12 protein-coding genes are annotated in these 13,394 nt (G+C 58.7%); 8 read left to right on the forward strand and 4 right to left on the reverse strand.

The window, feature by feature from the left end; genetic code table 11:
- Positions 1-7 precede the first annotated feature (7 nt).
- Together IB252_RS07330 and IB252_RS07335 are read left to right on the forward strand one after the other, a co-directional pair.
- Positions 8-562, forward strand: coding sequence for a helix-turn-helix domain-containing protein (locus tag IB252_RS07330; protein ID WP_008154577.1), 555 nt, complete (start codon positions 8-10; stop codon positions 560-562).
- Between the two features lie 24 nt (positions 563-586).
- A complete protein-coding gene (locus IB252_RS07335) occupies positions 587-1,933 on the forward strand; it encodes a glutamine synthetase family protein (RefSeq protein WP_192407835.1) in 1,347 nt (448 codons plus the stop codon).
- A gap of 220 nt (positions 1,934-2,153) precedes the next feature.
- Here IB252_RS07335 and IB252_RS07340 read toward each other — a convergent pair whose 3' ends face one another.
- Both IB252_RS07340 and IB252_RS07345 read right to left on the reverse strand, forming a co-directional pair.
- A complete protein-coding gene (locus tag IB252_RS07340; protein ID WP_046049788.1) occupies positions 2,154-2,786 on the reverse strand; it encodes a response regulator in 633 nt (210 codons plus the stop codon).
- A gap of 33 nt (positions 2,787-2,819) precedes the next feature.
- Entirely contained in the window at positions 2,820-4,187 is a 1,368-nt protein-coding gene (locus IB252_RS07345; protein ID WP_111452180.1) for a cache domain-containing protein, read from the reverse strand.
- An 855-nt stretch (positions 4,188-5,042) separates the two neighbouring features.
- Here IB252_RS07345 and IB252_RS07350 point away from each other — a divergent pair.
- Both IB252_RS07350 and IB252_RS07355 read left to right on the forward strand, forming a co-directional pair.
- Positions 5,043-7,100 carry a carbon starvation CstA family protein gene (locus tag IB252_RS07350; protein ID WP_024164521.1) on the forward strand — a complete coding sequence of 686 codons (2,058 nt, stop codon included), beginning with the start codon at positions 5,043-5,045 and terminating at the stop codon, positions 7,098-7,100.
- A 14-nt stretch (positions 7,101-7,114) separates the two neighbouring features.
- Positions 7,115-7,312: a YbdD/YjiX family protein gene (locus IB252_RS07355; protein ID WP_007900300.1), complete on the forward strand. Its 198-nt coding sequence runs from the start codon at positions 7,115-7,117 to the stop codon at positions 7,310-7,312.
- A gap of 89 nt (positions 7,313-7,401) precedes the next feature.
- Here the strand turns inward: IB252_RS07355 and IB252_RS07360 are convergent, their stop codons facing one another.
- The gene (locus tag IB252_RS07360) at positions 7,402-8,115 is read right to left on the reverse strand and encodes a metallophosphoesterase (RefSeq protein WP_192407837.1); all 714 of its coding nucleotides are present in this window, start codon (positions 8,113-8,115) and stop codon (positions 7,402-7,404) included.
- A gap of 115 nt (positions 8,116-8,230) precedes the next feature.
- A complete protein-coding gene (locus tag IB252_RS07365) occupies positions 8,231-8,428 on the reverse strand; it encodes a hypothetical protein (protein ID WP_192407839.1) in 198 nt (65 codons plus the stop codon).
- A gap of 564 nt (positions 8,429-8,992) precedes the next feature.
- Here IB252_RS07365 and IB252_RS07370 point away from each other — a divergent pair.
- The 4 genes from IB252_RS07370 (at position 8,993) to IB252_RS07385 (ending at position 13,348) form a co-directional block, all read left to right on the forward strand.
- On the forward strand, positions 8,993-9,394 hold the full coding sequence (locus tag IB252_RS07370) for a DUF5329 domain-containing protein (RefSeq protein ID WP_192407841.1): 402 nt from the start codon (positions 8,993-8,995) through the stop codon (positions 9,392-9,394).
- Between the two features lie 970 nt (positions 9,395-10,364).
- Positions 10,365-11,345, forward strand: a complete 981-nt coding sequence (locus IB252_RS07375) for a quinone oxidoreductase family protein (protein WP_192407843.1) — start codon at positions 10,365-10,367, stop codon at positions 11,343-11,345.
- A gap of 14 nt (positions 11,346-11,359) precedes the next feature.
- Positions 11,360-12,208: a TauD/TfdA dioxygenase family protein gene (locus IB252_RS07380; protein WP_192407845.1), complete on the forward strand. Its 849-nt coding sequence runs from the start codon at positions 11,360-11,362 to the stop codon at positions 12,206-12,208.
- 87 nt (positions 12,209-12,295) lie between these two features.
- Entirely contained in the window at positions 12,296-13,348 is a 1,053-nt protein-coding gene (locus tag IB252_RS07385) for a 3-keto-5-aminohexanoate cleavage protein (protein ID WP_008155072.1), read from the forward strand.
- Positions 13,349-13,394 lie beyond the last annotated feature (46 nt).

Below are 13,394 nucleotides of genomic sequence, written 5' to 3' on the forward strand. Positions count from 1 at the left end.
CCTTCAGATGGACATGCAAGAAGAAATCTCGGCGCTGGCGATCCTGATCCAGGACCTGCGCAAACACAAAAAATACACGCTCAAAGAGCTGGCGGACAAAATCGGTCGTTCGGTCGGGTTTCTCTCGCAAGTCGAGCGGGGGTTGTCACGTCCCACGGTGGCGGACTTGACCGCCATCAGCGAAACACTCGGCGTGCCGACCACCTACTTCTACAGCTTGCCCAAGCCCATGGCATTGCCTTGGGTGACCCGTCCAGATGAGCGACGCACGCTGTATTACGCCGACGGGATCACCGACATCCTCGTCTCTCCGAAGATGAGGGCGTCCTTCTCAATGCTTGAAAGCCAACTGGAACCCGGCGCCAGCAGTGGTGACCGGCACATGAACGACAGCTCGGAGCAGGGTGGCTATGTCCTCGAGGGTGAGCTGACGCTGTGGCTGGATGACGATAAACCGGTGACATTGCGCACCGGCGACAGTTTTCAACTGGCCAGTCATACGCATTGTCGCTACGGCAACCTCTCGGATCAGCTCGCCCGGGTACTTTGGGTTTACACCTGATAAAAACAACAAGGAACACTAACGATGGATGCTGTCTGCTCTGATCTGGTTGCCGAGGTTCGCGCGTTTCGCCAGCGCTTCCCGCAGGTGCGTTACGTTGACCTGATTTCCCTGGATATTCCCGGGCATTTTTACGGCAAACGCTACCCGATAGAAATGCTCGAGAAGGTCGCCGCCGGCAGCGCGCTCAAGCTGCCGCAAAACTGTGTGTTGCTGGGTACGCAGGGCGGTCTGTTCAAAATCGGCGACTACTGTTTCAACGACGGCGACCCGGATGCTCCACGCCGCCTGGTGCCCGGCACGCTCAAGCCCGTGAGTTGGGAAAAACAACCGCTGGGGCAGATGCTGATTACCTCAAGCGGTACTGAAAAGCCTATTGTTTTCGAGCCGCGTGAAGTGTTGGCGCAGGTGCTCGAGCGCCTCGGCCGAAAAGGGATTTTCCCCGTGGTCGCGTTCGAGCTGGAGTTCTATTTGTTCGATCGCCAACTGCGTGACGGCTTGCCACAGTTCCCTCGCGATCAGCTGACGGACGATGCCGATGATCAGCCGAATATGCACATCGAACGGCTGTCGAGATTTTCACCGGTACTCGATGACATGGTCGAGACAGCGCGGGCGCAAGGCATCGATGCCACGGTGATCACTGCGGAGCTGGGTCCGGGCCAGTTTGAGATCAATTTCGGTCACCTTGACGACGGCCTGCGGGCGGCCGACTGGGCAGCCCTGTTCTGCCGCAGCACACGAGGGGTGGCCCTCAAGCACAACCACCGCGCCAGCTTCATGGCAAAACCCTACTTGCAGCATCCCGGTAGCGGCATGCATGTGCATGTGAGCCTTTACGACGAGGCGGGCACCAACCTGTTGGCGGCTAACAATCAGCAGGCGCTGCGCCATGCGGTGGCCGGTTGCCTTGAAGTGTTGCCGCATTGCATGCCGATCTTTGCACCGAATCACAACGCAATGCGGCGCTTGAGCGGTACGGTGAATGTCGCGACGCGCGCCAGTTGGGGCTTTGAAGATCGTGACGCCTGCCTGCGGGTGCCGGAGTCGGACGCGAAGAATCTGCGCATCGAACATCGCCTAGCGGGCGCGGATGCCAATCCATATCTGGTATTGGCGGCGATTCTGGTCGGGCTTGAGCAAGGGCTGGAAGTGGGGCGTGAACCGATTGCATCCCTCAACGAAGATCGTGGCAGCGGAATCGACTTCCCGCTGGAGATGCTGGAGGCCGTGCGTTCGATGCAAAACAACGTGCAGCTGCGCGAGGGTTTGGGGGCAGAGTTTGTCGATGTCTACTGCGAAAACAAGCGCCAGGACCATTTGGCATTCCTGCAGGACATCAGTGCGCGGGAGTATCGCTGGTACCTCTAAATCAGTCCTTGTCGCTACTCTCCCATAAAAAATGTGTGGATATTGAATGAGTTAGAAGCTTTAGTAACTGGATGGTGAATCAAAATATCTTGTTACAGGCAGAAATGTTCAGTAATATTCGCCCCGCGTTCACCACCACGGTTTATGCATTTTGAGTCCCAGGCGTCCATCAGCTGCCTGGGATTTTTTTTGCCTGAAATTCGCGACAAATGTATATCCGCTACCGCGAAATGATCCCGTGATCGATCGCGTATTTGACCAGGGCCGCCGGTTTGTCGATGTTGAGTTTGCGACGGATGCTCAGTCGATGGGTTTCTACCGTGCGAACGCTGATGTCCAGTTCGCGGGCCATCTCCTTGTTGTTCAGCCCTTGAGCCATCTTGTACAACACCTGGTTCTCGCGCGGTGTCAGCTCGTTGTCGGTGTTTTTATCGGCGATGAGCCGCTGGGCGATCTCGGCGCTGTAGAACGTGCCGCCACTGGCGATGGCTTCGATCGCCGCGATGATTTCCCGCGACGGTGAGTTCTTCAGTACATAGCCGCTGGCCCCCGCGCGCACGGACTCACTCACGTATTCATTATTGTCGTACATGCTGAGCACCAGCACCTTGAGCGACGGGTACTGGCTGCGCAACACCCGGGTCAGCTCGAGCCCGTTCATGTCCCGCAGGCTGATGTCGACCAGCAACAGGTCCGGCTGGCAGCGTCCGACCATTTCAATGGCATCCGCGCCACTCTCGGCTTCGCCCACCACTTCCAGGGGGGCCATGACCGCCAGCAGCGCTTTGATCCCGTCGCGGACCAGGGCGTGATCGTCGACCAGGGCGACGCGGATCGGGTAGGGCAGATTCATCGCGGCTATTCACTCTTATTGTCTGGGGGCGAGTCAGCGTGTTGTACCGGGCATTTTCATTGGCAGCCAAACGTCCAGCTCGCTTCTTCCCGGCATCGAGATCAGGTCGAATCGTCCACCAAAATGCTCGACACGCTCGCGGATGTTACGCAGGCCAATGCCCGCATGACGACGTTCGACCTGGGCGACGTTGAAACCGATACCGTCATCGACCACCGTCAACCGTATGGAATCTTCGGACCCGTGCAGGGTAATGGAGACGTTTTTAGCCTGGGCGTGTCGTTCAATATTAGTCAGGCCTTCTTGCACGATGCGAAACAGCGAGACCGCTGCCCCATCGACCAGGTGACAGTCGAATTCGTTGTCGTTAAAAGTCACCACCAGGCCGCTGCGTTGCTCGAATTCTGCGGCGAGTTGACCGATTGCGGCCGGCAGGCCCAGGGTGTCGAGCAGCGAGGAACGCAGGTCGTGGGAGAGGCTGCGAACTTCGCCAATCGCTTCCCCCAGACGTTCCGTAGCGTCCCTCAGCGTACTCAAACCCTTGTCGTGTGCTTGCCCATTTTCGAGCAGGTGGCTGGCCAGCTCGAACTGAAACTTGATCGAGACCAGTAGCTGGCTGATGCCGTCGTGCAGTTCGCGGGAAACCCGTGAGCGCTCTTCCTCTTGCAAGCTGACGATACGCTGGGTCAGGCGCTGCAGTTTTTTGTCGGCCAGACGATGCTCGCTGACGTTGAGCGTCATGCCGCTGGCGAAGACAAACAGCACCGCCACGAGGGCCACTGCGGCAATCGCCAGCATGGTTTTACGAATGCCCTGGGCCACTTCGTCACGCGCTTGCTGGGTCGCGCGTTCAACGTCTTCAAGGTAGATGCCGGTGCCGAGCATCCAGCCCCAACGATCCAGCATCACCACATAGGCGAGCTTGTCGGTCACTTGACCGGAGGAGGGTTTGTTCCAGGCGTAGCGCTGAAAGCCTTCGCCTGATTGCGCACTTTTGAGCAACGCCTGGATCACGGGCAAACCGTGAGGGTCTTTCATGTCCCACAGGTATTTGCCCACCAGCTCCGACTGGCGCGCGTGCATCAGGCTGCGTCCTTCGTGGTCGTAGACGAAGAAGTAGCCATTGATGCCAAAGCTGAGTTTGCGCAGTTCTTCCAGCACTTGTTGCTGTGCGTGTTCGTCACCGTGGCCGTCGTCGTACAGTGGCTCGATCAGGCTTTGTGCCATTTCGACGTAGTTTTTAAGTTCTGCGCGTTTGCTGGCCAGGATGCTGTCTTCGATCAGTTGCGCCTGTTGTTCACCCAGTTGGCGGTTCATGGATATCACCAGCGCGCAGATGACGGCGATGGCCAATACCAACGGCAGAATCCCGAGCGCGACGATTTTGTGTTTGAGCTGCATCTCTGCTCCTGTCCGGACCGAGGGAAGGCGAAGGCCCGGCATCATATGCCAAAGATACGCGCGTCCAGTAGCGATGCTGGACGGAATGACTTGTGGGAGCTGAGCTTGCTCGCGATGGCGGCCTGACAGCCGACCAATCTCTTTCAGGTGTACATATCCATTCCTGCGGTAACGGCGGCTAATGGTTTCGCCCTTACGGCGAGTCCCTTTTGGCAAACGCCCCAAAAGGAACCAAAAGGTCTCGCCCCAGCGTCCGGCCCCTCGCTTAGGCTCGGCGTTCCTTCGTTCCGGCGTTCCTTCGTTCCGGTATTCATCTGGGGGCATCGCCTCCGGTCGGCTTCGCTTCGACCTCCTCTCGATGTGTTCGACTGCGTCGAACGGCGCTGCGCGCCTACCCCCCAGATGAACACCTCCACTCAGCCTCCCGAAGGGGCGGGTGGATCAAGATCAAGAGCTGCAGGCGAGCTAACGCTCGGCCTGTTGAGTGGTGAGAAGCGAAAGGCGTACGCCGATCCCCTGTGGGAGCGGGCTTGCTCGCGAAGGCGGCCTGACAGCCGACCAATTACTCGCAGGCGTACACCATTCCCCTGTGGGAGCGAGCTTGCTCGCGATAGCGGTATATCAGACGACATCTATGTTGAATGACAGATTGCATTCGCGAGTAAGTTGGATCGCTGCACCGCCGCTCCTGCAAGAATTTCACCGTCATCTACGTAGAACTACGTAGAAGCCACGTACGTAGTAACGCGGATTTATTTGTAGACGGCATGCGGGGATATTGGGCCAGCTCCGCACAGCGGACACAATTATAAAAATTACCGCCGCAGTCCACTGGCTGTCGGCAGGAGACACGCTATGCCCCGTCTGGCTAAACACCTCGCCTGGTTTGCCGTGGCTGTTCTGGGAGCGTTTGCGCTAAGTGTCGTGGCCCTGCGCCGCGGCGAAGCGATCAATGCCCTCTGGATCGTAGTCGCAGCAGTCGCTATTTATCTCGTCGCATACCGCTACTACAGCCTGTTCATCGCTACCAAAGTGATGCAACTCGACCCCAATCGTGCCACGCCCGCTGTCGTTAACAATGACGGTCTGGACTACGTGCCGACCAATAAACACGTCCTCTTCGGTCACCACTTCGCGGCCATCGCTGGCGCGGGACCGCTGGTCGGTCCGGTCCTGGCGGCGCAGATGGGCTATCTGCCCGGTACGCTGTGGCTGATTGCCGGCGTGGTGCTGGCCGGTGCCGTTCAGGACTTCATGGTCCTGTTCATGTCCACCCGCCGCAACGGCCGTTCCCTCGGCGACATGGTTCGTGAGGAAATGGGCCGCATCCCCGGGACCATCGCGCTGTTTGGCTGCTTCCTGATCATGATCATCATCCTCGCGGTGCTGGCGCTGATCGTTGTGAAAGCCCTGGCCGAAAGCCCATGGGGGATTTTCACGGTGATGGCGACCATCCCGATCGCGATGTTCATGGGCATTTACATGCGCTACATCCGTCCGGGCCGCATCGGTGAAATCTCCGTGGTCGGCGTGCTGTTGCTGCTCGGTTCGATCTGGCTGGGCGGGCAGATTGCTGCTGATCCGGTCTGGGCCAAGGCCTTTACTTTTACCGGGATTCAGATCACCTGGATGCTGATCGGCTACGGTTTCGTCGCTGCGGTATTGCCGGTGTGGCTGATTCTGGCGCCACGTGACTACCTGTCGACCTTCCTCAAAATCGGCACCATCGTGGCCTTGGCGATCGGCATCCTGATCACCATGCCCGACCTGAAAATGCCGGCGTTGACCCAGTTCATCGATGGCACCGGGCCGGTGTGGAAGGGCGGTCTGTTTCCGTTCCTGTTCATCACCATTGCCTGTGGTGCGGTCTCCGGTTTCCATGCGCTGATTGCTTCGGGCACTACGCCGAAGTTGTTGGCCAGCGAAGGCCATGCCCGTTACATCGGTTATGGCGGCATGCTGATGGAATCCTTCGTCGCCATCATGGCCATGGTTGCTGCGTCGGTGATCGAACCGGGCGTGTACTTCGCCATGAACAGCCCGGCGGCGCTTGTCGGCTCTGACGCTGTTACGGTTGCTCAGACCGTCAGCAGCTGGGGCTTTGCGATTACTCCGGAAGCGCTGCAAGCGGTGGCCAAGGACATCGGTGAAACCACCATCCTGGCCCGTGCCGGCGGTGCACCGACCCTGGCGGTCGGTATCGCGCAGATCCTGCACCACCTTCTGCCGGGTGAGAACACCATGGCATTCTGGTACCACTTCGCGATCCTGTTTGAGGCGCTGTTCATTCTGACGGCAGTCGACGCCGGTACCCGTGCCGGCCGTTTCATGCTGCAGGACTTGCTGGGTTCCTTCGTGCCGGCGCTGAAACGCACCGAATCCTGGACCGCCAACCTGATCGCAACCGCCGGGTGTGTGGCGATGTGGGGTTACTTGTTGTACCAGGGCGTGATCGATCCGCTGGGTGGCATCAACACCTTGTGGCCGCTGTTCGGTATCTCCAACCAGATGCTGGCCGGTATCGCGCTGATGTTGGCGACCGTTGTGCTGATCAAAATGAAACGCCAGCGCTACGTCTGGGTCACCATGTTGCCCGCCGTGTGGCTGCTGATCTGCACCACCACTGCCGGCTTCATCAAGCTGTTCGATGCCAACCCGGCGATCGGTTTCCTGGCCCTGGCCAAGAAGTACAGCGATGCGCTGGCCAACGGTCAGATCCTCGCCCCGGCGAAGAGCATCGATCAGATGCAGCACGTGATCTACAACGCCTACACCAACGCAACGCTGACGGCGCTGTTCTTGCTGGTGGTCTTCAGCATCCTGTTCTTTGCGCTCAAGGTCGGTATCGCCGCCTGGGGCACTAAAGAACGTACGGATAAAGAAGCGCCATTCCAGGCTCTGCCGGACGCTTGATCGAGGATTGCAGCATGTTCAATGACCTGAGTCGCCTCGGTAAATACCTCGGTCAGGCGGCGCGCCTGATGGTCGGGATGCCCGACTACGATACCTACGTCGAGCACATGCAGACCAAGCACCCGGACAAGCCGGTGATGAGTTATGAGGTGTTCTTCCGGGAACGCCAGGAAGCTCGTTACGGAAGCAAGGCTGGGCCGAAGTGCTGTTGATGATCGGTGGCAGTGATGCCACCTGAATAGCTAATAAAGAACCCGGCTGATGAGGCCGGGTTTTTTTTGAGTGGCCGAACTGTGTTGAGTCAGCTTGCGGGGATGGTTTCGAGTGTTTCGAGATCCAGCAGGGTGAAATAACCACGGTCCGGCCTCCAGCCACCCGTATCGATGTGAATCACATTGCCAAGGCTGAGGGGCATATAAAGCGGCGTATGCCCTACGACCAGTGCGCGCAGGCCTTCAACGCCATGCGCCTCCTGCTGATCGATCCGTCTTCGTGACCACATGCAGTAGCGCTGCACCTCCTGCAGACGCCTGTTGCTTTCCGGCGACTCCAGTTCGTTTCGCAGTTGCTGCCATGATGGAAATGGACAATCGGCGTGCACGATGCCGATCAGGCCGTAGGTCGTTTCGACTTCGATCGCGATAGGGAGCTTGGCGAACTGCGCCGCGAATGCTTGCTTCTCGAGCGGCGACAGGCCCAAGAACCATGAGCCGCCATTGTCGATCCAGCTGTCGACGTCGCAGGTATCGAAGTACACCACGTAGTCGTCATGGTTGCCTCGCACCGGGTGGAACCATGCTTTGTCCAGCCAATCGAGCGCATCGTGACACTCGGGCCCACGGTCAATCAGATCGCCAACACTGAACAGGCGATCTACCAAGCGGTTGAATCCGGCTGCATCCAGAGCGTCCTGCAGTCGAGTGAAATGGCCATGAATGTCACCGACCGCGAAATCTCGACCGGCAACGTTTGCGGCGAAGTGCTTGACACGTGACATCTCTAAATTTTCGAGCATGGGAATGCCACTCCGGCAGCTCCCCAACGGGCTAGTCAGTTGAGTTTAGGCCAAGAAGTGGTATTTAACCGTCACCGCCTGCCCGGCAGGCGGCCCGGATCAAGCGCGGTTAGAGTCAGTAACTTGTTGCCTGACCAAAGTGTTTGTCCTGCACGCCGGCGATAAGGTGCAGAGGCACGTGTTGCGCATCGGTGGATGGCACTTCGAAACTTTCCACAATCTGGGTGTGGCGCTCACTCAGCCCGGTCGACTCTTCGACAAGAGCCTTAGCCATTCTCGCGTGGTTCGCTGCGATTTCATTGAGAGTTGACACGTTACATCTCCCGGTGACTGACCAAGCGCATCGCTGGCGTCCTAAGCGTTAATTAAAGTGCTGCCGCGTCAGAATTACGTCGTTCTGGGGCTGCTACGAGCGTCTTGTGCAAACCTTGAGCCAGGCGCTGTCAAAAAAATCGCGCAGCGTTTCCGATGCGACGAATGGTGGTTACTGGCTGCTAAGGGGATATTTCCTGAGCCTATAAAGAGCCTGTACGGCTGGGGAAAAGGTGATTAGACGTGCAGAAGTTGTTTTGTTAAAAAAATAGTGCATGGTCGCTGTTGACGCACCAATGCATCTCCATTCGGTTAGATGGATATCGCCCAACATTGAGCTGGGCAATGATCAATGAGTCTGATGCCGATACAGGGATAAGTAACTGCGACTTTGGCCAACTGCTCGCGCACAGAGGCATTGGGCTCATTGATCCCCTTTCTCTTCCTCAGGTTGATCCTTTCGAACAAAAGAACATCGCGCAGGGGAGTGCGTGCAGGCTGGCCGAGCGCTGGCTGCTCGGGCGATGCCGCGCTACAGTCTTCGTTTTCAGGACAGGGAAGTATCATGTGGATTTTGAAAGTAGTGGTGATTCGACCCATTATCCGCCGATGGCTGATCGCTGTTTCTATCGGTCTTTTTGCAGTGGCGGGCGGTGTACAGGCTCAAACTTCGCCACAGGCGAACCAGGAGATAAAGGGCTTGCTGGATTTTGTGGAGCGCAGTGAGTGTAAGTTCGTGCGCAACGGCAGTGAGTACCCTGGGGCCCAGGCTCGGGCACATCTCGAAAAGAAGCTGAATTATCTTGAAGGCAAGAACCTGGTAAGCAGCGCAGAAGATTTCATCGATCTTGCTGCCACTAAAAGCAGCATGAGTGGCAAAGCCTATGAAGTGCGTTGCCCGACAGGCGTCCAGCCTACGAGCACCTGGCTGAAGATGGAGCTACAGAGACAACGTCAGCTCCATTGAGCCTATCCCCTGAAACGAGAAAGGCCGGCCGACTTGCCATAATGCTGTTCACTTAGGGGTGGGGTACATATCCGTTTCTGCGGTGATGGCTGATTACGGTTTCGCTCTTACAGCGAGTCCCTTTTTCAAACGCCAAAAAGGAACCAAAAGGCTTTGCCCCTCCATTCGGTGCCTCGCCTAGGCTCGGCATGCCCTCACTCCGGCATTGCTCCGGGGGCCCGCCGCCATCGGCCATCCATGGCCGGGGGCGGCTACCGCGGCATCCTTGCCGCGGTGCCCCCTGCGCAACGCCTGCGTTCGGCCTCTGGGAAAGGGGCAAGCAGATCAAGATCAAAATCAAGATCAAAAGCCAGAGCCTGGCGCGGTACCTGTGGGAGCAAGCCTGCTCGCGAAAAACGTCCGGACGCCGCGTTCATTCAGGCAGCACGCGTAATCGTTCACGTTTTTCGCGAGCAGGCTCGCTCCCACAGGGGGAATGCGTACGCTTGAAGAGACAGGCCGGCCGGTAGGCCGCCTCGCTTTTGCTTTTGCCGTGCACGCCCCATCGAGAGGCCGAGTGGAGGTTCTGCGCAGTGGGCAACCCGGCATGGATGCCGGGTTAGCCGCCCCCGGCCATGGATGGCCGATGGCGGCGGGCCCACGGAGCAGGACCGGAGCGAGGGTATGCCGAGCCTAGGCGAGGAACCGAACGTCAGGGGCAAGAGCCCTTGGTTACTTGGGGCTTTTCCAAGTGACTCGCTGTAAAAGCGAAACCAATAGCCGCCGTGACCGCAGAAACGGATATGTACCCCGGCATCAGCCCCCACTTGCTGTGCTTTTACGTTTCCGGAATTCGTACACGCACGCAGTTGTCATGAAATGAAAAGCCATTGTCGTCTGATGAGAAGCGACTCCACAGACGGCGTCCTACAGTCCAATCAGCGCAATTCGACGCAGCACGCCCATCTTGCAGATTGGAGAATAAGAACAAATGGCCAAAGCCGTACGCTTCTACGAAACCGGTGGTCCCGAAGTCCTTCGTTATGAGGAGGTCGAAGTTGGCGACCCCGGTCCAGGCCAGGTTCGTCTTCGTCATGTGGCGGTCGGCCTGAACTATGCCGATACCTACTTTCGCAATGGCACCTACCCGATCCCGATGCCCAATGGCATGGGGGTTGAAGCCTCCGGTGTGGTCCAGGCCATCGGCGAGGGAGTGACCAATGTCCGCGTGGGTGATCGTGTCACCTATACCGGTTTTCTCAATACCTTGGGGGCCTACAGCACCGAGCGTCTGATCCCGGCCGCACCGTTGATCAAACTGCCGGAAACCATCAGTTTCGAGACCGCCGCCGCCATGACCATGCGCGGCCTGACGTCGTCGTACCTGATGCGGCGCATTTACGATTTCAAGGCCGGCGACAGCATCCTGCTGCACGCCGCTGCCGGTGGCGTGGGCCTGATCGTTTCGCAGTGGGCCAAGCTGCTCGGCCTGACCGTCATTGGCACCGTGTCCACCGAGGTCAAGGGCGAAATCGCCCGTGCCCATGGCTGCGACCATGTCATCAATTACAGCCATGAAGATGTCGCCCAGCGCGTGCGCGAGTTGACGGACGGCGTCGGTGTCAACGTGGTGTTCGACAGCGTCGGCAAGAACACCTTCATGGGTTCGCTGGATTCGCTCAAGCGTCGTGGCCTGATGGTGTGCGTCGGCACGGCATCCGGTCCGATCCCGGCCCTGGATCCGGTACTGCTGGCAATGAAAGGCTCGCTGTTCATGACCCGTCCGGCCCTGGCCGATTACATCGCCGACCCGGCGGAAAAAGCCGCCCTGGCCGGCGAGTTGTTCGACCATGTTGGCAGTGGACGGATCAAGATCGAGATCAACCAGCACTATGCTTTGCAGGATGCCGTGCAGGCCCATCGCGACCTGGAATCACGCAAAACCACGGGCTCTTCGATTTTCGTCATTTAAGGGAGTCGTCTGCCATGAAAGTCGAACAATTGACCTGCAGCATTGGCGCCGAACTGATCGGCGTCAACCTCGCCGACGCGGTCCATGACGACGGTCTTTTTGCCGAGATTCGTGCTCAGTTGCTCAAGCATCGGGTGGTGTTCCTGCGTGATCAGGACATCACTCGCGCCGAGCACGTGGCCTTCGCCCGCCGCTTCGGTGAGTTGGAAGATCATCCGGTGGCCGGCAGCGATCCGGATCATCCCGGGCTGGTGCGCATCTACAAGAACCCGGACCAGCCAATGGACCGCTACGAAAACGCCTGGCACACCGACGCGACCTGGCGCGAGGCGCCGCCGATGGGCTGCGTACTGCGCTGCGTAGAGTGCCCACCGGTGGGCGGCGACACCATGTGGGCCAACATGGTCGAGGCTTATGCGCGTTTGCCGGAGGACGTAAAGGTCAAGATTGCCGACCTGCGCGCCCGCCACAGCATCGAAGCAAGCTTTGGCGCCGCCATGCCGATCGAAAAACGTCTGGCGCTCAAGGCGATGTACCCGGATGCCGAGCACCCGGTGGTGCGCACTCATCCGGAAACCGGAGAGAAGGTGCTGTTCGTCAACGCCTTCACGACGCACTTGAGCAACTACCACACCCCCGATCGCGTGCGCTTTGGCCAGGACGCCAACCCTGGCGCGAGCGAGTTGCTGCGCTACCTGATCAGCCAGGCCTACATCCCCGAGTATCAGGTGCGCTGGCGCTGGAAACCCAACAGCATCGCCATCTGGGACAACCGCAGCACCCAGCACTACGCCGTCATGGATTACCCGCCGTGCCATCGCAAGATGGAGCGTGCCGGGATCATCGGCGACAAGACCTACTGATCGCCCCCTACTGCATTCGCACTCGTAAACACGTCTGCCCGGCACGATCCCGGGTGGGCGCGACAATCATAAAAACAGGAGTAACTCATGCAATTCTTCGACGATTCCCTGCACCCGGAAAACATGGAAAAGGTGGTCATCACCGTGGCCCCTTACGGCCCGGAATGGATGCCGGAAGACTTCCCCGAAGACATCCCGCTGACCATGGACGAACAGGTGCAAAAAGCGGTCGAATGTTATGAAGCCGGTGCCACCGTCTTGCACTTGCACGTGCGCGAGCTGGACGGCAAGGGTTCCAAGCGCCTGTCCAAATTCAACGAATTGATCGCTGGCGTGCGTGAAGCTGTGCCGGACATGATCATCCAGGTCGGTGGTTCGATTTCCTTCGCACCGGAAAGCGATGGCGAAGCCGCCAAGTGGCTGTCGGACGATACGCGACACATGCTGGCCGAGCTGACGCCTAAACCGGATCAGGTCACGGTGGCGATCAACACCACCCAGATGAACATCATGGAACTGCTGTATCCGGAATATCTGGAAGGCACGTCCCTGGCCAATCCCCTGTATCAGGCCGCCTACAGCGAAATGACTGTTCCGGCAGGTCCGGCCTGGGTCGCCGAGCACCTCAAGCGTCTGATGGACAACGGCATCCAGCCGCACTTCCAGCTGACCGGCATGCACGCCATGGAAACCCTTGAGCGTCTGGTGCGCAGGGGCGTCTACAAGGGCCCGTTGAACCTGACCTGGATTGGCATTGGCGGCGGTTTCGATGGCCCTAATCCGTTCAACTTCTTCAACTTCATCCACCGCGCGCCGGACGGTTGCACCCTGACCTCCGAGTCGCTGCTCAAGAACGTCATGCCGTTCAACACCATGTCGATGGCCATGGGTATGCACCCGCGTGTGGGCAATGAAGACACTATCATTGATCACAAGGGCGATCGTTTCGGCTCAGTTGCGCAGATCAAGCAGACCGTGCGTATCGCCCATGAGCTGGGTCGCGAAATCGCCACCGGTAAAGAAGCCCGTGAGATCTACCGCATCGGCGTGCAGTACCAGAGCATCGAAGAAACGCTACTGGCTAACGGCATGGCTCCCAACCGCAAGGCTGGGCAGAAAGGTGTGCCGCAGCGCGGCTGATCGGCAGACGAAGCGGGTGGTCAATGGCCTCCCGCTCGCTGCACTG

Source organism: Pseudomonas sp. PDM10, assembly GCF_014852295.1.
Lineage (GTDB): Bacteria > Pseudomonadota > Gammaproteobacteria > Pseudomonadales > Pseudomonadaceae > Aquipseudomonas.

Excerpts from the sequence above, each read along its gene's own strand:
- IB252_RS07330 (WP_008154577.1), top strand. The coding sequence starts at position 8 with ATGGACATGCAAGAAGAAATCTCGGCGCTGGCGATCCTGATCCAGGAC.
- IB252_RS07335 (WP_192407835.1), top strand. The coding sequence starts at position 587 with ATGGATGCTGTCTGCTCTGATCTGGTTGCCGAGGTTCGCGCGTTTCGC.
- IB252_RS07340 (WP_046049788.1), bottom strand. The coding sequence starts at position 2,786 with ATGAATCTGCCCTACCCGATCCGCGTCGCCCTGGTCGACGATCACGCC.
- IB252_RS07345 (WP_111452180.1), bottom strand. The coding sequence starts at position 4,187 with ATGCAGCTCAAACACAAAATCGTCGCGCTCGGGATTCTGCCGTTGGTA.
- IB252_RS07350 (WP_024164521.1), top strand. The coding sequence starts at position 5,043 with ATGCCCCGTCTGGCTAAACACCTCGCCTGGTTTGCCGTGGCTGTTCTG.
- IB252_RS07355 (WP_007900300.1), top strand. The coding sequence starts at position 7,115 with ATGTTCAATGACCTGAGTCGCCTCGGTAAATACCTCGGTCAGGCGGCG.
- IB252_RS07360 (WP_192407837.1), bottom strand. The coding sequence starts at position 8,115 with ATGCTCGAAAATTTAGAGATGTCACGTGTCAAGCACTTCGCCGCAAAC.
- IB252_RS07370 (WP_192407841.1), top strand. The coding sequence starts at position 8,993 with ATGTGGATTTTGAAAGTAGTGGTGATTCGACCCATTATCCGCCGATGG.
- IB252_RS07375 (WP_192407843.1), top strand. The coding sequence starts at position 10,365 with ATGGCCAAAGCCGTACGCTTCTACGAAACCGGTGGTCCCGAAGTCCTT.
- IB252_RS07380 (WP_192407845.1), top strand. The coding sequence starts at position 11,360 with ATGAAAGTCGAACAATTGACCTGCAGCATTGGCGCCGAACTGATCGGC.
- IB252_RS07385 (WP_008155072.1), top strand. The coding sequence starts at position 12,296 with ATGCAATTCTTCGACGATTCCCTGCACCCGGAAAACATGGAAAAGGTG.